Source organism: Escherichia sp. 20412-1 (assembly GCF_003027595.1).
Classification (GTDB): domain Bacteria; phylum Pseudomonadota; class Gammaproteobacteria; order Enterobacterales; family Enterobacteriaceae; genus Escherichia; species Escherichia marmotae.
Map to the genome: position 1 here is coordinate 117,321 of NZ_PYQM01000007.1, position 21,849 is coordinate 139,169.

The 21,849-nt window shown below is 51.7% G+C and carries 23 protein-coding genes; 5 read left to right on the top strand and 18 right to left on the bottom strand.

The features are described 5' to 3' along the window. Positions 1–11 precede the first annotated feature (11 nt). Positions 12–713 carry a pirin family protein gene (locus tag C7B16_RS07700; RefSeq protein WP_107179543.1) on the bottom strand — a complete coding sequence of 234 codons (702 nt, stop codon included), beginning with the start codon at positions 711–713 and terminating at the stop codon, positions 12–14. 104 nt (positions 714–817) lie between these two features. On the opposite strand from C7B16_RS07700, the gene yhaJ reads away from it, so the two are divergent. After that, positions 818–1,714, top strand: a complete 897-nt coding sequence (gene yhaJ, locus C7B16_RS07705; protein ID WP_001041020.1) for a DNA-binding transcriptional regulator YhaJ — start codon at positions 818–820, stop codon at positions 1,712–1,714. Positions 1,715–1,747: 33 nt separating this feature from the next. Here yhaJ and C7B16_RS07710 read toward each other — a convergent pair whose 3' ends face one another. From C7B16_RS07710 to exuT, 11 genes are all read right to left on the bottom strand, one after another. Beyond that, on the bottom strand, positions 1,748–2,116 hold the full coding sequence (locus tag C7B16_RS07710; protein WP_000384147.1) for a DUF805 domain-containing protein: 369 nt from the start codon (positions 2,114–2,116) through the stop codon (positions 1,748–1,750). Between the two features lie 121 nt (positions 2,117–2,237). After that, positions 2,238–3,224 (bottom strand): glutathionyl-hydroquinone reductase YqjG, encoded by a 987-nt coding sequence (yqjG, locus tag C7B16_RS07715; RefSeq protein WP_107179544.1) that lies wholly within the window; start codon positions 3,222–3,224, stop codon positions 2,238–2,240. 68 nt (positions 3,225–3,292) lie between these two features. Beyond that, positions 3,293–3,685 (bottom strand): DoxX family protein, encoded by a 393-nt coding sequence (locus C7B16_RS07720; RefSeq protein ID WP_000732229.1) that lies wholly within the window; start codon positions 3,683–3,685, stop codon positions 3,293–3,295. A 186-nt stretch (positions 3,686–3,871) separates the two neighbouring features. Further along, positions 3,872–4,171: a YqjK-like family protein gene (locus C7B16_RS07725; RefSeq protein WP_000015590.1), complete on the bottom strand. Its 300-nt coding sequence runs from the start codon at positions 4,169–4,171 to the stop codon at positions 3,872–3,874. Beyond that, positions 4,161–4,565, bottom strand: coding sequence for a phage holin family protein (locus C7B16_RS07730; protein ID WP_001517136.1), 405 nt, complete (start codon positions 4,563–4,565; stop codon positions 4,161–4,163). The genes C7B16_RS07725 and C7B16_RS07730 overlap by 11 nt, the downstream gene beginning before the upstream one ends. 2 nt (positions 4,566–4,567) lie before the next feature. Further along, a complete protein-coding gene (locus tag C7B16_RS07735) occupies positions 4,568–4,873 on the bottom strand; it encodes a DUF883 family protein (protein WP_000031410.1) in 306 nt (101 codons plus the stop codon). Between the two features lie 37 nt (positions 4,874–4,910). Continuing rightward, the gene (gene yqjC, locus C7B16_RS07740) at positions 4,911–5,279 is read right to left on the bottom strand and encodes a DUF1090 family protein YqjC (protein ID WP_010379140.1); all 369 of its coding nucleotides are present in this window, start codon (positions 5,277–5,279) and stop codon (positions 4,911–4,913) included. Positions 5,280–5,425: 146 nt separating this feature from the next. Beyond that, a complete protein-coding gene (gene mzrA / locus C7B16_RS07745) occupies positions 5,426–5,809 on the bottom strand; it encodes an EnvZ/OmpR regulon moderator MzrA (RefSeq protein ID WP_001166776.1) in 384 nt (127 codons plus the stop codon). Between the two features lie 3 nt (positions 5,810–5,812). Continuing rightward, entirely contained in the window at positions 5,813–6,475 is a 663-nt protein-coding gene (gene yqjA, locus C7B16_RS07750) for a DedA family general envelope maintenance protein YqjA (RefSeq protein WP_000422149.1), read from the bottom strand. A 343-nt stretch (positions 6,476–6,818) separates the two neighbouring features. Next, complete coding sequence (gene exuR / locus C7B16_RS07755) at positions 6,819–7,595, bottom strand: transcriptional regulator ExuR (protein ID WP_000406032.1); 777 nt, start codon at positions 7,593–7,595, stop codon at positions 6,819–6,821. A 129-nt stretch (positions 7,596–7,724) separates the two neighbouring features. Next, positions 7,725–9,023, bottom strand: a complete 1,299-nt coding sequence (gene exuT / locus C7B16_RS07760; RefSeq protein ID WP_001517135.1) for a hexuronate transporter ExuT — start codon at positions 9,021–9,023, stop codon at positions 7,725–7,727. A gap of 482 nt (positions 9,024–9,505) precedes the next feature. Between exuT and uxaC the strand changes: the two genes are divergently transcribed. The 3 genes from uxaC (at position 9,506) to C7B16_RS07775 (ending at position 13,054) form a co-directional block, all read left to right on the top strand. Further along, a complete protein-coding gene (gene uxaC / locus C7B16_RS07765; protein WP_000187442.1) occupies positions 9,506–10,918 on the top strand; it encodes a glucuronate isomerase in 1,413 nt (470 codons plus the stop codon). Positions 10,919–10,932: 14 nt separating this feature from the next. After that, positions 10,933–12,420 (top strand): altronate dehydratase, encoded by a 1,488-nt coding sequence (gene uxaA, locus C7B16_RS07770; RefSeq protein WP_001199399.1) that lies wholly within the window; start codon positions 10,933–10,935, stop codon positions 12,418–12,420. A gap of 82 nt (positions 12,421–12,502) precedes the next feature. Next, positions 12,503–13,054 carry a YgjV family protein gene (locus C7B16_RS07775; protein ID WP_001517134.1) on the top strand — a complete coding sequence of 184 codons (552 nt, stop codon included), beginning with the start codon at positions 12,503–12,505 and terminating at the stop codon, positions 13,052–13,054. A gap of 3 nt (positions 13,055–13,057) precedes the next feature. On the opposite strand, the gene sstT is transcribed toward C7B16_RS07775, so the two are convergent. The 5 genes from sstT to C7B16_RS07800 form a co-directional block, all read right to left on the bottom strand. Next, positions 13,058–14,302, bottom strand: a complete 1,245-nt coding sequence (gene sstT, locus C7B16_RS07780) for a serine/threonine transporter SstT (protein WP_000211634.1) — start codon at positions 14,300–14,302, stop codon at positions 13,058–13,060. A gap of 557 nt (positions 14,303–14,859) precedes the next feature. Then, a complete protein-coding gene (alx, locus tag C7B16_RS07785; protein ID WP_001098824.1) occupies positions 14,860–15,825 on the bottom strand; it encodes a TerC family membrane protein Alx in 966 nt (321 codons plus the stop codon). Between the two features lie 282 nt (positions 15,826–16,107). Beyond that, positions 16,108–17,094 (bottom strand): Gfo/Idh/MocA family protein, encoded by a 987-nt coding sequence (locus C7B16_RS07790; protein WP_107179545.1) that lies wholly within the window; start codon positions 17,092–17,094, stop codon positions 16,108–16,110. 78 nt (positions 17,095–17,172) lie between these two features. Continuing rightward, positions 17,173–17,865, bottom strand: a complete 693-nt coding sequence (locus C7B16_RS07795) for a SanA/YdcF family protein (RefSeq protein ID WP_000942580.1) — start codon at positions 17,863–17,865, stop codon at positions 17,173–17,175. Between the two features lie 75 nt (positions 17,866–17,940). After that, positions 17,941–18,444, bottom strand: coding sequence for a M48 family metallopeptidase (locus tag C7B16_RS07800; RefSeq protein ID WP_016249231.1), 504 nt, complete (start codon positions 18,442–18,444; stop codon positions 17,941–17,943). An 84-nt stretch (positions 18,445–18,528) separates the two neighbouring features. Between C7B16_RS07800 and rlmG the strand changes: the two genes are divergently transcribed. Further along, positions 18,529–19,665, top strand: coding sequence for a 23S rRNA (guanine(1835)-N(2))-methyltransferase RlmG (gene rlmG, locus C7B16_RS07805; protein ID WP_000018671.1), 1,137 nt, complete (start codon positions 18,529–18,531; stop codon positions 19,663–19,665). A 116-nt stretch (positions 19,666–19,781) separates the two neighbouring features. On the opposite strand, the gene fadH is transcribed toward rlmG, so the two are convergent. Further along, complete coding sequence (gene fadH, locus C7B16_RS07810) at positions 19,782–21,800, bottom strand: NADPH-dependent 2,4-dienoyl-CoA reductase (protein ID WP_061091060.1); 2,019 nt, start codon at positions 21,798–21,800, stop codon at positions 19,782–19,784. Between the last annotated feature and the right edge of the window lie 49 nt (positions 21,801–21,849).

Sequence of the window (21,849 nt, forward strand, 5' to 3'; positions counted from 1 at the left end):
TGTAAAAACAACTAGACGGGTAAATCTATCAGCAAAGCGCGCAGTGGGGAATCGGCAACCAGCGTAATGTTAGTCTCGTCACGAATAAACGCCCCGTCGCCGCAGCTCAGCGCCGCTTTCTCTTCTTTGTGCGTAATCGCATGAAACTGACCGTGAATCGATTGCAAATAGGCACGCGGGCCGTGTAGTTGAAAGCTCGCACTTTCGTTCTTATCGAGCACGATATGATGCAGCCACACCTGCTGGCGCAGTTGCAGGCTACCCTTCGCGCCATCGGGCGAGGCGATTAATTGCTGCTTATCCATATTAAGCGCCAGTTTTTGAATCAGCGGATTCTCCCGCTGTGGACAAGCGTCCAACCAAAGCTGCATCCGCGTTAACGATTTGTCCTTGCTGATGTTATGTTCGCTATAACTCACGCCCGGCTGAGTAGAAAGCAATAAGGCTTCACCAGCGCTGGCTTGAACATGATTGCCTTCACTGTCGCGGTATTCTGCTTCTCCATCCAGAATCACATTCAAAATATCGACTTTTGGGTAGGTTCGCGGCTGGAAGGCGGCACCTGGGGTCAGCACTTCCTGGTTAAGTACACGCAGGGAGGCATAGCCTAACAATGTAGGGTCGAAGTAGTGTCCAAAGGAAAAAGTATACCGGGCCTGCAACCATCCGTAGTCTGCTTGTCCACACTGTCTGGCAGTTCGGGTAGTAATCATAATTCTTGACCTCTCTTTACTTCCTTTTATGGTAAGGGGCTGGACGCTACATTGTTAGCCAGATATTCTGCCCGGTATGTTCAAATTTCCTGAATGAGAACGACATGGCCAAAGAAAGGGCATTAACGCTGGAAGCACTGCGTGTTATGGATGCTATTGATCGCCGTGGCAGTTTTGCGGCAGCAGCAGATGAGCTGGGACGCGTGCCTTCTGCACTTAGCTACACCATGCAAAAACTGGAAGAAGAGCTGGATGTGGTGCTGTTTGACCGCTCGGGGCATCGGACAAAATTCACCAATGTCGGGCGTATGTTGCTGGAGCGGGGACGTGTTCTGCTGGAGGCAGCAGATAAACTGACTACTGATGCCGAAGCCCTCGCGCGCGGTTGGGAAACACATCTCACTATTGTGACCGAGGCGCTGGTGCCGACATCGGCCTTTTTCCCGCTAATCGACAAACTGGCGGCGAAAGCCAATACCCAACTGGCAATCATCACCGAGGTGCTGGCGGGGGCGTGGGAGCGACTGGAGCAGGGCCGGGCAGATATTGTTATCGCGCCGGATATGCATTTTCGTTCTTCGTCGGAGATCAACTCGCGCAAGCTCTATACCTTAATGAATGTCTACGTCGCCGCGCCGAATCACCCGATTCATCAGGAGCCGGAGCCGCTTTCGGAGGTTACGCGTGTGAAATATCGTGGGATCGCGGTGGCAGATACCGCCCGTGAGCGTCCGGTATTGACGGTGCAGTTGCTGGACAAACAGCCGCGCTTAACGGTCAGCACCATTGAAGATAAACGGCAGGCGTTACTGGCGGGGCTTGGCGTGGCAACCATGCCGTACCCGATGGTCGAAAAAGATATTGCTGAAGGGCGGTTGCGTGTAGTCAGCCCGGAATCGACCAGCGAAATCGATATTATTATGGCCTGGCGTCGCGACAGTATGGGGGAGGCAAAATCCTGGTGTTTGCGAGAAATCCCTAAATTGTTTACGGCAAAATAATCCATTAAGCACCTTTTGCAAGGTGCTTAATTATTATTCTTGTTCCAGTTTTGGGTCTGGCCCAAACCGGTTTTCACCTGGTGTACCCGCCTGGCAGTTAAACACGATGATAATCAGCCAGCCGATAACCGGGATTAAGAACAGTAGCACCCACCATGCCGAGCGGTCGGTGTCGTGCAGGCGACGGAACTGAACCGCCCACCACGGTAAAAACACCAGAATGCCATAGATGGTCGTCAGAATGCCCTCGCCACCGGCGCGTTGCCAGCCTAACATTTTGTCCAGCAGCCCCAGCACGAACGTAAAGATGATGTTGACCAGAATAAACATCCAGTACTCTTTGCGCCGCGCACGTCCCCGGAAACCGACATAATTTTTCAGTACTTTCAGATACCAGTCCATTTTTGCCTCAATTTTGCTCAATCACTTGTTTTTAAAGCAGCAAATTAAGAATAGACATGAATGAAATGACAGTAAATATTAACTTGATGAATTAATAAGGCATCGTGAAGGGTACCTTTGTTTAGCTGAAGCGAACATCCCGCCCGTGTGGTTCATCGAGATCCTGCCACGGACCAATCGAAATAATCCCGGTGGGATTGATGGTCTTATGGCTGCGGAAGTAGTGATTACGGATATGATCGAAATTGACAGTTTCGACAATCCCCGGCATCTGGTAGATATCGCGCAGGAAGCCGTACAGGTTCAGGTAATCGCTGATGCGGTGCTTATCGCACTTGAAGTGGGTGACATACACCGGATCAAAACGGATCAATGTGGTCCACAGGCGAATATCGGCTTCGGTGAGCTGGTTACCTGTCAGGAAGCGATGCTGCCCTAAGATCTGTTCCAGGCGTGCCAGTGATTCAAATACTTTTACCACTGCTTCGTCATAGGCCTGTTGGCTGGTGGCGAAACCGGCCTTATAGACGCCATTGTTAACGGTGTCGTAAATCCAGCCATTGAGTTCGTCAATTTTCGTTTGCAGTGCAGGCGGGTAGTAATCACCAGCTTTCGCACCCAGCGCATCAAAAGCGGTATTGAACATGCGGATGATTTCCGCTGATTCGTTGCTGACGATGGTGTGATTCTTTTTGTCCCACAGCACGGGAACGGTGACACGACCGCTATAGTGCGGATCGGCATGAAGGTAAAGCTGATACAGAAACTCGTGTTGATAGAGCGTGTCGCCGGTTGCACCTGGAAAACTGTCATCAAAGATCCAGCCATTTTCCAGCATCAGTGGGTTCACCACGGAAACAGAGATGAACGGTTCCAGACCTTTGAGTTTACGCATAATCAGCGTGCGGTGTGCCCACGGGCAGGCGAGTGAGACATAGAGATGGTAGCGGTTTTTTTCTGCGACAAAACCACCTTTGCCAGTCGGCCCAGGCGCGCCATCGGCAGTAAGCCAGTTACGAAATGCGGAAGCTGAACGTTGAAATTTACCGCCGGTGGATTTTGTGTCGTACCAGGTGTCATACCAGACACCGTCAATCAGTTGACCCATTTTTTTTCCTCCAATAGCAAAAACGAGGAGCTTCCTCCTCGTTTTTTATCGTTAAGTATAGCCTGTGCTTACCACTTTTTATTCAGCAGGCGGTCGATGCTATATGCGCCCGGACCGGTAATCGCCAGAAGCAGGTATCCACCAGAAATAGTCATATTTTTCATAAACATTAGCGAGTTCATGCCTTCGGCAAAGTTGCTGTGAAATAAAAATGCCGTCAACAGTGTAAAGCCAGCGGTAAACAGTGCGGTGGTACGCGTCAGGAAACCGAACAGGATTGCCAGGCCGCCACCGAACTCAAGCAGGATCACCAGCGGCAGCATAAAGCCCGGGACACCCATCGCTTCCATGTATTGTTGCGTGCCTGCATAACCGGTAATTTTCCCCCAACCTGCGCTAATAAACAGAATTGGCATTAAAATACGCGCTACCAGTACACCAACATCTTCTAATTTTTTCATCTTACTCTCCACTGCGCCACTCAGGCCGCTGATTGTTTTTTTCTGCAAGAGCGCGGTATTAGCGTCGTTGCTGTCGATGGAGAGAAGCATAAACGTAGTGAATGGTGATTGTTAGCAAGGAAAACTGTCAAAAATTTTCAAAAAATTTGAGGGATAAGGCCGGAATGACTCCGGCCAGAGAGGTAATTAACCGCGAAGCTGCTGCTGATTAATCGTACTTTTAACCAGACGCCAGGCACTCCAGACGCCAAAACCGCGTCTGGCCCAGCGAACCAGCATATTCGGATGGCGAATTGTCCAGATAGCCATCACGCTGCTGCCAACCAGCGCCCAGGAGCGCAAACTCAACAGCATATTCCAGCGACGATCGTAAGCGCCTGTTGCCTCCAGCCAGTCACGACGACTGGCGGAAAGATCCAGCCGTTGTTGCTGGATCTGGCTAAGTAGCTGTGCCTTGCGGCGTTCACGTTCGACTTTACCGCTCACGGGACTCCTCCTCGAGCAGTTGCCGATCGTTCGCCAGTTCATGGCGCGTATGGCGCAACAGGGTCGATTTCCGCGACTTGCGTAATGTCCAGATACCGCCAATCAGCGCTAAAAGGAACAACACCACGGTGGTGGCAATCATTGCATTCAGGCGATATTGCGGATCAATCGCCCAGATAATCAGCACCATCAGGCTCATAAGACCAAATGCAGCAAAAAGCATCGTCAGACCCAGCATCAGTAATAACTGAAAGATATTGGCTTTTTCTTCTTCCAGTTCAACCACCGCCAGCCGCAGACGTGTCTCCACCATTTCAACCATGATAGTGACAATTCGCTGCCCGATGCCCAGAACGCTTTTACCGGGCCCTTGCGCGTGCTGAGTGTCCGCCATAATTAACGACGAGACAGTAGAACGCCCAACACTACACCGACGGCAGCGCCAATGCCTACGCCTGTCCACGGATTTTCACGCACGTATTCATCGGCACGTGCCGCCGCTTCACGGGTCTGTTTGGCAATTGCATCACCGGTTTCACCCAGACGGTAACGGCTCTGTTTCAGTGCCTGCTCCGCTTTGCTGCGAATCTTACTCAACTCTTCTTTCGACTTCTCTCCTGAAGCGCTTAGTACTTCTTCCAGCGTATCAGACAGGGATTTCAACTCAGCACGCAGATGTTCCGTAGTGTGTTCTTTCGACATAGTTTTCTCCAGGTGAGTAAGTAGTGACTATTGTGGATTAGTAGGCGCGCGCTTCCAGCTTTTTCAGCTCTTCCTGCGCTTCTGCCAGTTTCCGTTCGCGTTTGGCAATCTTATCCGCATCGCCTTTTTGCTTGGCCTCGGCTAAATCATGTTTGCGTTCCGCTACCTCATCTCTCTGCTTTGCGATTTTCTTCTGATGATCGGCGCGCAGTTGGCTATCTGAACAATTGGCCCGTACTTCTCTAAGGGCTTTGTTCAGGCCGTTGATACGATTCTGGTTTTGGTGTTTTTCAGCATAGCTGATCTCCTTAAGGATATTTTGCTCCTTTTCCTGACAAAGAGTAGTGGCATAACTACTGACACTAAGAGCAAAAAGAGAAACAGCTAAAGCGATGCGGTATTTCATTCTTGAACCTTCCATTGTGACTCGGACCCATTACAGAGGAACGATTGTCCAGACAACGAAGCGGTAGTGTTAACCACCGCCTCATTAATCATAGACAGTAACAGTGAAATCACCAAAGTGAGTGATATGTTTCGGATAACAGGAAGTTATCCGAAGCGATGAGAGTTATCTCGCAGCCGGGTCAGCCACTGCATAGCCTGACTATTATTGTCCTGCTGTGCAATGATGTAGCCATGAGGCAATGTTCTGTCGAGAACAGCTTTTGCGGCGGCACTCTGGTCGCTGGAATCAAATGTAATCAGTAGAGTGTCATTCTTGGGAGTGATGCTTTTGAAAGGAATGCCGTGAGCGTCAAGGTGATGCCAGATGGAAAAACCGTCTGGCATCGTCGTGCCTTGATGAACGGCACGGATCGCCAGCGTTGAATCTTGCTGACGAACCGCGGACCAGGCCAGCAGCAGCGTGCCGACCAGCAGTAAAGCAGCGCCGGACCAGACTAGCTGACGAAGCGACATGCGAGGTATTTGCATCCCTTACCCCCGATTTCCATATTTCTTTTTCCATAACACAACTAAAGAACCTGCCAGACCAAACACCAGCAGTACCACCGGGAGCAGCATCAGGCATGACATGAGCTGATCCTCATACTTCAAAAATACCGGCGTTTTGCCGAGCATGTATCCTAAGGTTGTCAGGATCAACACCCACAGCAGACCGCTCATCCAGTTGAAGAACTGAAAACGGGCATTATTCAGCCCTGACAACCCGGCAATAGTCGGCAGTAATGTTCTGACAAACGCAATAAAGCGGCCAATCAGCAACGCGGATAAACCGTGTTTGTGAAAAAGATGATGTGCGCGTTGGTGATAGTGCGCGGGTAAATGGGAAAGCCAGTTTTGCACGGTGCGGGTATTGCCCAGCCATCGCCCCTGTATGTAACTGACCCAGCAGCCAAGGCTGGCGGCAACGGTCAGTAACAGAATCGTTTGCGGATACCCCATCGCGCCTTTAGCAATCAATACACCGACCAACACCAGTAAGCTGTCGCCCGGTAAAAAGGCTGCCGGAAGCAAGCCGTTTTCAAGGAACAAAATTACAAACAAGACAAAATACAACATGCCAATCATCGATGGATTGGCCAGCGTTTCAAAATCCTGCGCCCACAGGGCTTGCAGTAATTGGGTCAAAAGTTCCATTCATTATTCCTGGTGAATCGGTTAACGCCACGCCGGTTTTAAATGATGCACTCCCGCCAGGTTATTACTGTTTTTGTATGGATTGCGGGTCGGGACACCAACACGGCCTGAACTATTCCCTGTTAAAACGTGAGATAAGAAAACATTTAATAGCATAAATTCAAATTGAATCTAATTGTAACAAAGGTCAACGTTGTTCGTTATCAAAATTACATGTCCGTGGGGTCTGATTTTGCTGATTGCAGGGGAGGGTGGCGAGAGGATTTACACAGGCTGACACTTTATACTTTTCGCTTACTGATAAAGCGCACAGGCACCTGGCAGCGCCTGTCAGAAGAGAGGGCTATTTATTGCTATTGGCAGCCGTATCCAGATGTACAACCGGGTTTTCAGCAAACAGGTAACGGTCAGCATTGAATTCGAAATCATCACTGGTTTCGTTAAATAACATAATTTTAGTGTTTTCCAGATGCTGCCACATTGCCAGTTTAGCGGCATGGGGATCTTTGCGAATCAGCGCTTTAAGGATTTGATCGTGGTCATCGCACCAGTTATCGACGGTACGAGAATCAATGTGTTCGTGGAGTTTTTTCCAGTACGGGTTATGGCTACGCTGGGTCCACATTTTCTCAACGATGGCTGCCAGCGCCGAGTTCTGCGTTGCCAGGGCTACCTGAATATGAAACTGCAAGTCCCACTCGGAATCGCGGAAGCATTGTTCGCCGCGTGCCTGCTCCTGGATGGCCATCAGTTTCATGATGTCCTGTTTAGTGACCTGGGTAGCGGCAAACTCAGCAATATTGCTTTCGATGAGCTGGCGTGCCTGGAGCAACTCAAACGGACCGTAATTAGCAAATTCCATATTATCGTCAGCCGCTTGCTGATGGCGAGGCTGGTTGGAAACCACATGAATACCTGAGCCTTTACGCACCTCTACATAGCCTTCTACTTCCAGCATGATGATGGCTTCACGAACCACGGTGCGGCTGACGTTTTTTTCATCGGCAATAAAACGTTCGGCGGGTAATTTATCACCCACCAGATAGACGCCCTGCTCGATGCGCTCTTTCAGGTCAGCAGCAAGTTGTTGGTACAAACGGCGTGGTTCAGAGATTTCCATATGCGCTCCAGGCATGATACAGCAGACTATATTTGTTATACCACTTTTGCGAGATTTGCTCTACTCGCAGTGATGAAAAAGCCGCCTGAAAAGGCGGCTTCGAAGGGAAACTAAAACTTATACTTTGCGTTAATGTTGCGGTGCGGGATCGTTATGTGTTTCCTGCGCCACCTCAATCGCTGGTTTGTTCTGCAATACCGTCCAGATAACCAGCGCGCCTAACAGGTCGAACACTGCCAGTACCGCGAACAGCGGGCTGAAGCCGATGGTGTCAGCCAGTGCACCCACAACCAGCGCAAACAGCGTACTTGCCAGCCATGCGGACATCCCGGTCAGACCGTTTGCCGTTGCCACTTCGTTACGACCGAACACGTCAGAAGAGAGCGTAATCAGCGCGCCAGACAGTGCCTGGTGAGCAAAACCACCGATACACAGCAGCATAATCGCTACATACGGGTTGGTGAACAGACCGATCATACCCGGGCCAATCATCAGTACCGCACCCAGCGTTACAACCATCTTACGGGACACGATCAGGTTCACACCAAACCAGCGCTGGAACAGCGGCGGCAGGTAACCACCGAGGATGCAACCGAGGTCAGCAAACAGCATCGGCATCCAGGCAAACATAGCGATCTCTTTCAGGTTAAAGCCGTAAACTTTAAACATGAACAGCGGGATCCACGCGTTGAAAGTACCCCAGGCGGGTTCCGCCAGGAAGCGCGGCAGTGCGATACCCCAGAACTGACGGTTACGCAGGATCTGACCAACGGACAGTTTTTTCGCCGTGCCAACCTGGTGCTGGGCTTCCTGACCATTAATAATGTAGTCGCGTTCTTCATCGGTCAGATGCTTCTGGTCGCGTGGATGCTTATAGAAAATCAGCCATGCCATCGCCCAGATAAAGCTCAATGCACCAGAGATGATAAATGCCATCTGCCAGCTATGCATTACGATTGCCCATACTACCAGCGGCGGTGCAATCATCGCGCCAATTGAAGAACCAACGTTAAAGTAACCTACTGCGATGGAACGCTCTTTCGCCGGGAACCATTCGGAGCTGGCTTTCAGACCCGCCGGGATCATTGCCGCTTCAGCAGCACCTACTGCACCACGAGCAATCGCCAGGCCGCCCCAGCTACCCGCCAGCGCGGTAGCGCCACAGAACACTGCCCACAACACGGCAAACATCGCGTAACCGATTTTTGTACCCAGAACATCCAGTACATAACCCGCTACCGGTTGCATGATCGTATAAGCAGCAGAATAGGCTGCGATGATGTAGGAATACTGTTGGGTGGAGATGTTTAACTCTTCCATCAGAGTTGGCGCAGCCGCCGCTACAGTGTTACGCGTCAGGTAGCCAAGCACGGTGCCGAGCGTCACCAGTGCGATCATGTACCAACGTAACCCTTTAATTTTACGCATGTAAAACCTCATCGTTTTGTTATATCCGCAGGAATCGCGGCCATCATCCCGCCAGAGGCTGAAGATGTTAGTTACGACCGGGTAACCGAAAAAAAACCGGCACGCCCCGAACGTTGCCATGAAAGTTTCGTGCTAATTCGGCTTCCGTACCGGTCAACCCGATTCATCTAACAAATGAATGAATCAGCAATTTGCATTCCGTCGACTTATGATTTGCGACGGCAGAAAGATAACTTGTCATACAACTTTAAAAGGTGAGAGCCATCACAAATGTGCGAATATTTGTAGGGACATTACTGGATAATGACGAGGCCAGAAATGGCGCGGCTTGCGGCGGTGTTTACCACTTTGAGAGTAATTTTTTTAACTACGTTTATTGATCTAACTCACGAAAATATCTTCTGGCTCTGGAAATTGGTGTGATAACTTTGTCAGCATCGCACCATAAGCAAGCTAGCTCACTCGTTGAGAGGAAGACGAAAATGACTCCGTTTATGACTGAAGATTTCCTGTTAGATACTGAATTTGCCCGCCGCCTGTATCACGACTACGCAAAAGACCAGCCGATTTTCGATTACCACTGTCATTTGCCGCCGCAGCAGATCGCAGAAGATTATCGCTTTAAGAATTTGTATGACATCTGGTTGAAAGGTGATCACTACAAATGGCGTGCAATGCGTACCAATGGCGTGGCTGAACGCTTGTGTACAGGTGATGCCTCTGACCGTGAGAAGTTTGATGCGTGGGCGGCGACCGTTCCACACACTATCGGCAACCCGTTATACCACTGGACGCATCTGGAACTGCGCCGTCCGTTTGGTATCACCGGTAAACTGCTGTCTCCGTCGACTGCCGATGAGATCTGGAACGAATGTAACGAATTGCTGGCGCAAGATAACTTCTCCGCGCGCGGCATCATGCAGCAGATGAACGTGAAAATGGTTGGCACCACCGACGATCCGATTGATTCTCTGGAACATCACGCAGAGATCGCCAAAGACGGTTCTTTCACCATTAAAGTGCTGCCGAGCTGGCGTCCGGATAAAGCCTTCAACATCGAACAGGCGACTTTTAACGACTATATGGCGAAGCTGGGCGAAGTTTCCGACACCGACATTCGCCGCTTTGCTGATCTGCAAACCGCCCTGACCAAACGTCTGGATCACTTCGCCGCTCACGGTTGTAAAGTGTCTGACCACGCGCTGGATGTGGTGATGTTTGCCGAAGCGAACGAAGCGGAACTGGATAGCATCCTGGCACGCCGTCTGGCTGGTGAAACTCTGAGTGAGCACGAAGTGGCACAGTTTAAAACTGCGGTACTGGTGTTCCTTGGTGCCGAATACGCACGTCGCGGTTGGGTGCAGCAGTACCACATTGGCGCACTGCGTAATAACAACCTGCGTCAGTTCAAACTGCTGGGGCCGGATGTAGGCTTCGACTCCATCAACGACCGTCCGATGGCGGAAGAACTGTCTAAGCTGCTGAGCAAACAGAACGAAGAAAACCTGCTGCCAAAAACCATTCTTTACTGCCTGAACCCGCGCGATAACGAAGTGCTGGGCACCATGATCGGTAACTTCCAGGGCGAAGGTATGCCGGGCAAAATGCAGTTCGGTTCCGGCTGGTGGTTTAACGACCAGAAAGACGGTATGGAACGTCAGATGACCCAACTGGCGCAGCTCGGTCTGCTGAGCCGCTTTGTCGGTATGCTGACTGACAGCCGTAGTTTCCTGTCATACACCCGTCACGAATACTTCCGCCGCATTCTGTGCCAGATGATCGGTCGCTGGGTGGAAGCAGGCGAAGCACCGGCGGACATCAACCTGCTGGGCGAGATGGTGAAAAATATTTGCTTTAACAATGCGCGTGACTACTTCGCCATTGAACTGAACTAAGGTCTGGGGTTGATATGCAATACATCAAGATCCATGCGCTGGATAACGTCGCGGTCGCTTTAGCGGATCTGGCTGAAGGCACAGAAGTCAGTGTCGATAGCCAGACTGTTACGCTGCGTCAGGACGTCGCTCGTGGACATAAATTTGCGTTAACGGATATCGCAAAAGGAGCCAACGTCATTAAATATGGTCTGCCGATTGGTTATGCATTGGCGGATATTGCGGCGGGGGAACACGTTCACGCCCACAATACGCGCACGAATCTGAGCGATCTGGATCAGTATCGCTATCAACCTGATTTTCACGATCTGCCAGCACAAGCGGCAGATCGTGAAGTGCAGATCTATCGTCGCGCTAACGGCGATGTCGGGGTGCGTAATGAGTTGTGGATCTTGCCGACCGTTGGCTGTGTCAATGGCATCGCGCGGCAGATCCAGAATCGTTTCCTGAAAGAGACTAACAACGCCGAAGGGACTGATGGTGTGTTCCTCTTCAGCCACACCTACGGCTGCTCGCAGTTGGGCGACGATCACATCAATACTCGTACTATGCTGCAAAACATGGTGCGCCATCCGAATGCGGGCGCAGTACTGGTGATTGGTCTGGGTTGTGAAAACAACCAGGTTGATGCTTTTCGCGAAACGCTGGGGGATATTGATCCTGAACGCGTTCATTTCATGATCTGCCAGCAGCAGGACGATGAAATCGAAGCCGGGATCGAACATCTGCATCAGTTGTATAACGTGATGCGCAACGACAAGCGCGAGCCGGGCAAACTCAGTGAACTGAAGTTTGGTCTGGAGTGCGGCGGTTCCGACGGTCTTTCTGGTATTACCGCTAACCCGATGCTGGGGCGTTTTTCTGACTACGTGATTGCTAATGGCGGTACTACCGTACTGACCGAAGTGCCGGAGATGTTCGGTGCAGAGCAGTTGCTGATGAGTCATTGCCGCGATGAAGCGACGTTTGAAAAACTGGTTACTATGGTTAACGACTTCAAACAGTACTTTATTGCCCATGACCAGCCGATCTACGAAAACCCATCACCGGGGAACAAAGCAGGCGGTATTACCACGCTGGAAGACAAATCACTTGGTTGTACTCAGAAAGCGGGTTCCAGCGAAGTGGTTGATGTGTTGCGTTATGGCGAACGTCTGAAAACGCCGGGACTGAACCTGTTAAGCGCGCCGGGTAACGATGCCGTGGCAACCAGCGCACTGGCGGGCGCAGGCTGCCATATGGTGTTGTTCAGTACTGGTCGCGGTACGCCGTATGGTGGTTTTGTTCCAACAGTGAAAATCGCCACCAACAGCGAACTGGCGGCGAAGAAAAAACACTGGATCGACTTTGACGCGGGTCAGTTGATCCACGGTAAAGCGATGCCGCAGTTGCTGGAAGAGTTTATCGACACCATCGTTGAGTTTGCCAACGGTAAGCAAACTTGCAACGAGCGTAACGACTTCCGCGAACTGGCGATCTTTAAAAGCGGCGTAACGTTATAAGATCGAAATGAGTTGTTAATAAAAAACGGCGTTTCATAATGTGAAGCGCCGTTTGCTTTTCCATACCTGCTAAGGATTTATCATGACCGCGTATTGGCTGGCCCAGGGCGTGGGTGTCATCGCCTTTCTGATTGGTATCACAACATTTTTCAACCGTGACGAACGTCGCTTCAAAAAGCAGCTTTCGGTCTATAGCGCCGTTATCGGCGTGCATTTCTTTCTCCTGGGCACCTATCCTGCCGGTGCCAGTGCCATCCTTAACGCCATCCGTACACTGATTACCCTACGCACGCGCAGCTTATGGGTGATGACAATCTTCATTGTGCTCACTGGCGGAATTGGCCTGGCGAAGTTCCATCATCCTGTTGAATTGCTGCCGGTTATTGGCACGATCGTCAGTACCTGGGCGCTGTTTCGCTGTAAAGGGCTGACTATGCGCTGCGTGATGTGGTTTTCAACGTGTTGCTGGGTGATTCACAACTTTTGGGCCGGGTCGATTGGTGGCACGATGATTGAAGGCAGTTTTCTGTTGATGAATGGCCTGAATATCATTCGTTTCTGGCGGATGCAGAAAAGGGGAATTGATCCGTTTAAAGTAGAGAAAACCCCTTCCGCCGTAGACGAAAGGGGTTAAGCATTAATTACGCAGGGCGCTATTTGCCAGACGCTCATCTTCTGCCTGGCATGCTGCCGCGGTGAACAGCACGTCAGTTGACGAGTTCAGCGCGGTTTCGCAGGAGTCCTGCAATACGCCGATAATAAAGCCGACGGCGACCACCTGCATGGCGATGTCGTTTGGGATACCGAACATATTACAGGCCAGCGGGATCAGCAGCAGAGAACCACCAGCTACGCCTGATGCGCCACAGGCACACAAAGAAGCAACCACGCTCAACAGCAGAGCCGTGGGCAGATCCACCGGAATACCCAGCGTATTGACCGCTGCCAGCGTCAACACCGTAATGGTGATCGCCGCGCCCGCCATATTGATGGTTGCTCCCAGCGGAATAGAAACGGAATAGGTATCACGATCCAGATTCAGCTTTTCGCACAGCGCCATATTCACCGGAATATTCGCCGCAGAGCTACGGGTGAAGAAGGCGTACACGCCGCTTTCACGTAGGCACAGCAGTACCAGCGGGAACGGATTACGACGAATTTTCCACCATACCAGCAGTGGATTAACCACCAGCGCCACCAATAGCATACAGCCAACCAGCACCGCGAGCAGTTGCGCATAACCCCACAACGTGTCGAACCCTGTGGTTGCCAGCGTAGAAGAAACCAGGCCAAAAATACCGATCGGCGCGAAGCGAATCACCAGCTTCACCATAAAGGTGACGGCATTCGACATATCGTTGACCAGGTTTTTGGTGGTCTCGTTACCATGACGCAGGGCAAAACCGAGGCCAATCGCCCACACCAGAATCCCGATGTAATTACCTTTTAGCAGGGCGTCGATAGGGTTGGAAACCATACTCATCAGCAACCCGCGCATGACCTCAATAATGCCTGACGGGGGGGTAATATCCCCCGCACTGCTGGATAAATGCAGAGTAGAAGGGAAGGCGAAGCTGAAGACAACTGCGGCCAGTGCAGCGGAGAAAGTACCCAGCAAATAGAGAAACAGAATAGGGCGGATATTGGTTTTTTGTCCGTGCTGGTGGTTAGCGATGGAAGCCATTACCAGCATCAGCACCAGGATTGGCGCTACAGCTTTCAGCGCGCCGACGAACAGGGTGCCTAACAGGCCGACAGCTTCAGCCGCCGGTTTTGAGATCCATGCCAGGAGAATCCCCAGAACAAGGCCGACCAGGATTTGTTTTACCAGGCTGCCATGAGCCAGACGCCGGAATATCCCCGGTGAACGTTGCGTAGTCATTTTTCGATCCTTTCGTTGTGTTGTCGCACATCCCTGGTGCGTTCTGTCGACGCATCTTTCAGGATGTAACAAAGTATTTGCAAGGTTGAGTATAAGGAAAGTTGTGGGTTCGGGAAGCTAAAAATACTGGATTTTAAAGAGAGGTCATGTTTTGCAACTTAATTGTTACATTTATTTGACATAAACAGAGGGAAGGACTGACTACTAAGGCTGATTAGATAACATATGGGCAAAACTATTTGGAGTATGAGAACGGTTGCGCTCCTTTAATGTGCAATGCCATATAAAGTCACTGGCGCAGGGAGCGCGCAGGGGGCGGCCAATCGCCGCTGCCCCCTGCACCCCGGGCTCTGGCGAACAAAATCGCCGCCGCGCGGTTCCCTCAGCTTATCCCTTGCGGCTATCGGGTACGGGCGCGAGGTAACATCCCTGTAAAACGCGCCCTCGCCGCGCATCCCTGCGGTCTTTTTGTAACGAGCTATAAGTCGATTACATAATTAATAGCTCATCTTTGTCTGGAATGAGTTATCTCCAGTAATGGCTTAATATACAGCGAATTACTCTACCCGCTGCTTATCATGCTGATAATTCACCCACGCGTTGATAATAAACGTCGTCACCAGAATGCCAAACACCACGCCCAGCGAGACGGCGATCGGAATATGGTAGAAATCGACAATCAGCATCTTGATACCAATAAACACCAGAATCACCGCCAGGCCATATTTGAGCATCGAGAAACGCTCCGCCACGCCCGCCAGCAGGAAATACATCGCACGCAGGCCGAGTATCGCAAACAGGTTTGAGGTCAGCACAATGAACGGATCGGTGGTGACGGCGAAGATTGCCGGAATGCTATCCACGGCGAAAATCACGTCGCTTAACTCCACCAGAATCAACACCAGCATCAGCGGCGTGGCATACAGCAAGCCATTCTTACGCACAAAGAAGTGCTCGTTGTCGATGGTGTCGGTCATGCGCAAATGACCCCGCAGCCAGCGTACCAGCGGCTTGTCGCCAATCCCTGATTCGTCTTCATGGGCCAATGCCATCTTCACGCCAGTAAACAGCAGGAATGCGCCAAAGATATACAGGATCCAGTCGAACTGCGAAATCAGCCAGCTACCGGTGAAGATCATGATAGTACGCAGGACAATCGCCCCGAGCACGCCATACACCAGCACGCGGCGTTGTAATGCCGCCGGAACAGAGAAATAGCTGAACAACATCAGCCAGACAAAGACGTTATCAACCGCCAGAGATTTCTCAATCAGATAACCAGTGAGGAAGGCCAGCGCCTGCGGGTCCGCGACTTCGCGTCCCTGTGTCTGCGCCAGATACCACCAGAAAGCGGCGTTAAACAGTAACGACAGCGTCACCCAAACCAGTGACCAGGCTGCAGCCTGTTTCATGGTCATAGCGTGCGCACCCCGACGCCCCTGCAACAACAGGTCGATAGCCAGCATAACAGCGACAACGACAGCGAATCCGCCCCATAACAACGGCGTGCCGACAGTATTCATAGAAGTTCCTTACACATAAAAAAACGGCCAACGTCGGAAGACGTCAGCCGCTGCTTTTTATGCATAGACCTCGCCTTCCGGCAAGGTCTCACTTACAACAAAAAAGGAATACGTCTGCGTATTCCTTTCGGGTTGCCCGGTGACCGGATGTGGTTTTTCACACATCGTAATGACGATCGACCGGCAATGAAGTTACTCCCCTTTGCAGGTAACAAAGTATGACAGACCATTCATCCAGTCAATGGTCTGTTACATGCCTTTTACACTGCTTTACGGTAACAATTATTGCTTTACGCTATCTGCCGGAAAAATCCCCCCGGTCTGGCGGCGGATCTCGGTCAGCAGTTTGGCGGTGATACGACTGACTGCCAGACCCGGATGATCTACCAGATGCTCATCCACCAGAGTGGCGAACAGCTCTGCTTCGTAGAGCATGGTATTAATATGCTGCGGCAAGGTGAGATCCTGCATCTGGCTGCCACGCGGTACAAAACAGACTTTCTGGCACTCGGAAAGTTTTTCAATTACCAGTGATCCTGCTTCGCCCTGAATCTCGCTTGCCAGTACAGAATCGCTGACTTTGGAGTGCTGCAACGTAACGCTGAAATCACCGTAATCCATCACCACCACGCCGTGGGCATCCACGCCGCTTGCCAGCAAACTGGCGGTTGCCTGCACGCTTTTCGGCTCACCAAATAACGCCACTGCCGACGCCAGGCAGTAAAAGCCGATATCCATGATCGAGCCGTTAGAGAACGCCGGATTAAAGGTATTGGGATTCTCGCCGTCGAGATAACGTTGATAACGCGAAGAGTACTGGCAGTAGTTAAAAAAGACTTTACGCAATTTGCCGACTTTCGGCAGCGCCTGGCGTAACAAATGAAAGTTAGGCAGGCTGGCCGTTTTAAATGCTTCAAACAGCACCACCTGATTTTCCCGCGCGCAGGCAATAGCGGCATCCACTTCCGCCAGATTCGACGCCAGCGGTTTCTCGCAAATTACATGCATTTTGTGACTGAGGAAAAGCTGCGTCTGGGAAAAATGCAGGGCATTCGGGCTGGCAATATACACCGCGTCAATGGCATCGCTTTCCGCCATCGCTTCCAGCGAAGTGAACAGATGCTCGACAGAAAAATCATTGGCGAAGTGCTGGGCCTGTTCAAGGCTGCGGGAATAGACGGCGGTTAACTTATATTTGCCGCTCTCATGGGCGGCCTCGACGAACTGGCGGGTGATCCAGTTCGTGCCAATCACGGCGAAACGTATCATAACGCGTGGTTACTCCATAAAGGGATTCTGTCGTCAATGTAGCACGCCTTTTTCATCTTCGGCGTGCGTGGATACGCATTATTTCTGCGCCGGACAGCCATGTTCGCTAAATGGCCCAATCATGACCGACGGCCCGAGATATTTCGGCTGGCGATGGAGGATTTTGGCGTCAATCACCGCGCTGACGCGAGCGAGTTTTTCCCGCAGTTGAGTATAAAAACCCTGTTTCATATTCAGGTCAGGGGCATTAAAACCGATAGCATCGATGCCGTACTGTTTTGCCAGCCAGATGGCGCGTTGGTTATGAAATTTTTGCGAAATAATGGTGATATGGTTCTCACCAAACACTTTATTGGCGCGCACCACCGAATCAAGCGTTGAGAATCCGGCATAATCGCAGAAGATGACTTTCGCCGGTACGCCTTTAGCGATGAGCGCCCGCTGCATTCCTGACGCTTCATCGTAATTTTTTCGTCCGTTATCGCCACTGACCAACAGCCACTTCACTTTTCCGGCGTGGTACAACTCTGCGGCGCTATCAATACGTCGGGTAAAGTAGCGATTACCCGGCTTTGCTCCCAGCAATAACCCCACGTTACGTACCGGAACTGCGTTGACATCGCTCCATGTTAGTTGCTGGCTGGCGTTGACCATCGCCCGATCGCTGATAAAAACCGTCGCGCCTGCTACAAGCAACAGTAAACAGGCAATCTTAAGAATCCGGCGGGAAAAACAAACGCGACGAAGAAGGCGGAAAAATGCGCGCAGCATGGTCGTTATCCTTAACGAAAGAGGGACGTCGATTTTAGGCGTTAATGGGAGAAAATATAACGCCTGAATCCATTTTCAGATTTTGCCCCGGCCAAGCGACAGTTGCGTCAACCACAGGCGAGTGTCGAACTCAAGCTGGTGATACTGTGGTTCCATATGACAGCACAACTGGTAGAACGCTTTGTTGTGCTCCTTCTCTTTCAGATGCGCCAGTTCATGCACCACGATCATGCGCAAAAACGGTTCCGGCGCGTTGCGAAACACGGTAGCAACGCGAATTTCAGCCTTCGCTTTCAGCTTGCCGCCCTGCACGCGGGAAACAGCAGTATGTAATCCCAGCGCGTTTTTCAGCACGTGGATCTTATTGTCATACATCACTTTATTGATCGGCGGGGCATTACGCAGAAACTGATTTTTCAGATCCTGAGTGTATTGCCAGAGGGCTTTATCGGTGGCGTAGTCGTGCGTTCCCGGATAGCGTTTTGCCAGCACATCACCCAGACGCTGTTCATTAATTAGCGTGCGCACCTGGGAAAGTAGCTGCTCGGGATAGCCCTGAAGATAAGTAAGATTGCTCATAACTGCCCATGAAAAAGAGAAAAAGGGTATACTCACGCACCCTTTTCAGGGGCAACGTCGAAATTTTATCATTCAGGAGGGCCGATGAGCCACTTAGACAACGGTTTCCGTTCACTGACACTACAACGTTTTCCGGCGACGGATGACGTTAACCCGCTACAGGCGTGGGAAGCGGCGGATGAATATTTGCTGCAACAGTTGGACGACACAGAAATCCGCGGCCCGGTGTTAATCCTGAATGATGCTTTCGGTGCGTTAAGCTGCGCGCTGGCGGAACATAAACCGTACAGTATTGGTGATTCGTATATCAGCGAGCTGGCAACGCGCGAGAATTTGCGTCTCAACGGGATTGATGAGTCGAGCGTGAAGTTTCTCGACAGCACTGCCGACTACCCGCAACAGCCGGGCGTGGTGTTGATCAAGGTGCCGAAAACGCTGGCGTTGCTGGAACAACAACTGCGTGCGCTGCGCAAAGTGGTCACGCCGGATACACGTATTATTGCTGGCGCTAAAGCCCGCGACATTCACACTTCCACGCTGGAACTGTTCGAAAAAGTGCTCGGCCCAACCACCACCACGCTGGCATGGAAAAAAGCGCGACTGATTAACTGTACCTTCAATGAACCGCCGCTGGCTGATGCACCGCAGACCGTTAGCTGGAAACTGGAAGGCACCGACTGGACTATCCACAACCATGCGAATGTCTTCTCCCGCACCGGGCTGGATATTGGCGCGCGTTTCTTTATGCAGCATCTGCCGGAAAATCTTGAAGGGGAGATTGTCGATCTCGGCTGTGGTAATGGCGTCATTGGTCTGACGCTGCTTGATAAAAACCCGCAGGCGAAAGTGGTGTTTGTCGATGAATCACCGATGGCAGTTGCTTCCAGCCGATTGAACGTAGAAACCAACATGCCTGAAGCGCTGGATCGCTGCGAGTTTATGATCAACAACGCACTTTCTGGCGTAGAGCCTTTTCGCTTTAATGCTGTGCTCTGCAACCCGCCGTTTCACCAGCAACATGCGCTGACCGATAACGTTGCCTGGGAGATGTTCCACCACGCCCGCCGCTGCCTGAAAATCAACGGTGAGCTGTATATCGTTGCCAACCGCCATCTGGATTACTTTCACAAACTGAAGAAGATTTTTGGCAATTGCACCACTATCGCGACGAATAATAAATTTGTGGTGCTGAAAGCAGTGAAGCTGGGGCGTCGTCGATAAGGTTGGGAGCTACCTGCCGGATGCGGCGTAAACGCTTATCCGGCTTACATTCAGCACGTTACCCCCAGGCCGGATAAGACGCGTCAAGCGTCGCATCCGGCACTTCAAAGAACGATTTAAATCTCCAGCGCAAGCCGCGTCCCCTGAGCTATCGCTCGTCGTGCGTCCAGCTCCATAGCCACATCGCAGCCGCCAATTAAATGCACGGTTTTCCCGCTATCAATGAGCGGTTGTGCCAGTGCGCGGTTTGGCTCTTGCCCTGCACAGATCACCACATGATCTACTGCGAATACCTGTGTTTCACCGTTGATCACCACATGCAGTCCGTCATCATCGATCTTCTGATAACTTACGCCTGGGATCATTTTCACGCCGCGCGAGAGCAGGGTGGTACGATGGATCCAACCGGTGGTTTTACCCAATCCCTGACCTGGTTTGCTGGCTTTACGTTGGAGCATTACGATTTGTCGTGGGCTACGGGGGATCTGTATACCTTGCGAACTTAAGCCACCAGCTTGTTGCAGGCTGCTGTCGATCCCCCATTCTGTGCAGAATTCAGCGATATTCTGGCTGGTGGATTCGCCTGGCTGACTCAAATACATTGCCGTATCAAAACCAATACCGCCACAACCGATGATGGCGACTTTGTTGCCCACTGGCGCTTTGTCGCGCAGTACATCGAGGTAACTCAGTACTTTCGGATGATCGATCCCGTCGATGGGCGGAATACGCGGCACGATCCCGCTGGCAAGGATCGTTTCATCGAACGCCTGTAATTGATCCGCCGTCACGGTGTGATTGAGTTTCAGCGTCACGCCCGTCACTTCGATCATCCGGCGGTAGTAACGCAGTGTTTCGTAGAACTCCTCTTTACCGGGGATCTGTTTGGCAATGTTGAACTGCCCACCGATCTCGCCGTGAGTATCAAACAGCGTTACCTGATGTCCACGTGCTGCTGCGTTAATGGCAAACGCCAGCCCCGCCGGACCTGCACCGACCACCGCCAGATTTTTTTTCTGCATAGCAGGAAGGATTGGCATTTTGGTTTCATGGCAGGCGCGAGGATTGACCAGACACGAAGTCACTTTGCCGACGAAGATCTGATCCAGACAGGCCTGGTTACAGCCAATACAGGTGTTGATCTCATCAGCTCTCCCCGATTGCGCTTTTGACAGCAGCTCGGCATCAGCCAGAAACGGTCGCGCCATCGACACCATGTCCGCATCGCCACGCGAGAGGATATCGTCGGCAACCTGCGGATCGTTAATTCGGTTGGTGGTCACCAGCGGCAGTGATACATGGCCTTTCAGTTTGCGCGTGACCCAACTGAATGCGCCGCGCGGCACGGGAGTGGCGATGGTCGGAATCCGCGCTTCATGCCAGCCAATGCCGGTATTGATAATGGTTGCGCCAGCCGTTTCAATGGCCTGCGCCAGTTGTACCGTTTCGGTAAAAGTGCTGCCGCCTTCTACCAGATCGAGCATCGACAGACGGTAGATAATAATGAAATCGTTGCCGACGCGTTCGCGCACTGCACGTACCACTTCAACGGCAAACCGCATCCGGTTAGGGTAATCACCACCCCACTGGTCGCTACGCTGGTTGGTGCGCAGAGTCAGAAATTCGTTGATCAAATACCCTTCGGAACCCATAACTTCTACGCCATCGTATCCGGCCTCCCGCGCCAGTTGCGCACAGCGGGCGAAATCGTTGATCAGTTGCAGGATCTCTTCATGGCTTAACTCATGAGGAACGAAATGGTTGATGGGAGCCTGCAATGCGGACGGGGCGACCAGATGCGGCTGGTAACTGTAGCGCCCGGTATGCAAAATTTGTAGGGCGATTTTGCCGCCTTCCTGATGTACCGCTTCGGTAATAATGCGATGGTGTGGGATCTGACTGGCGTCGTTGAGCATTGCGCCGCCTTCCATGCCAACGCCCGTTAAATCTGGTGCGATACCGCCGCTGACAATCAGCGCCACGCCGTGGCGGGCGCGTTCGGCATAAAACGCCGCCAGCCGCTCAGCGCCATCCGGGTATTCCTCCAGCCCGGTGTGCATTGACCCCATCAGTACGCGGTTTTTTAACGTGGTGAAGCCTAAATCAAGCGGGGCGAACAGCGACGGGTAGCTCATAAGATTGTCCAGTATGTAAAATAATTGTTATGTGGTCGGATGAGTTCTA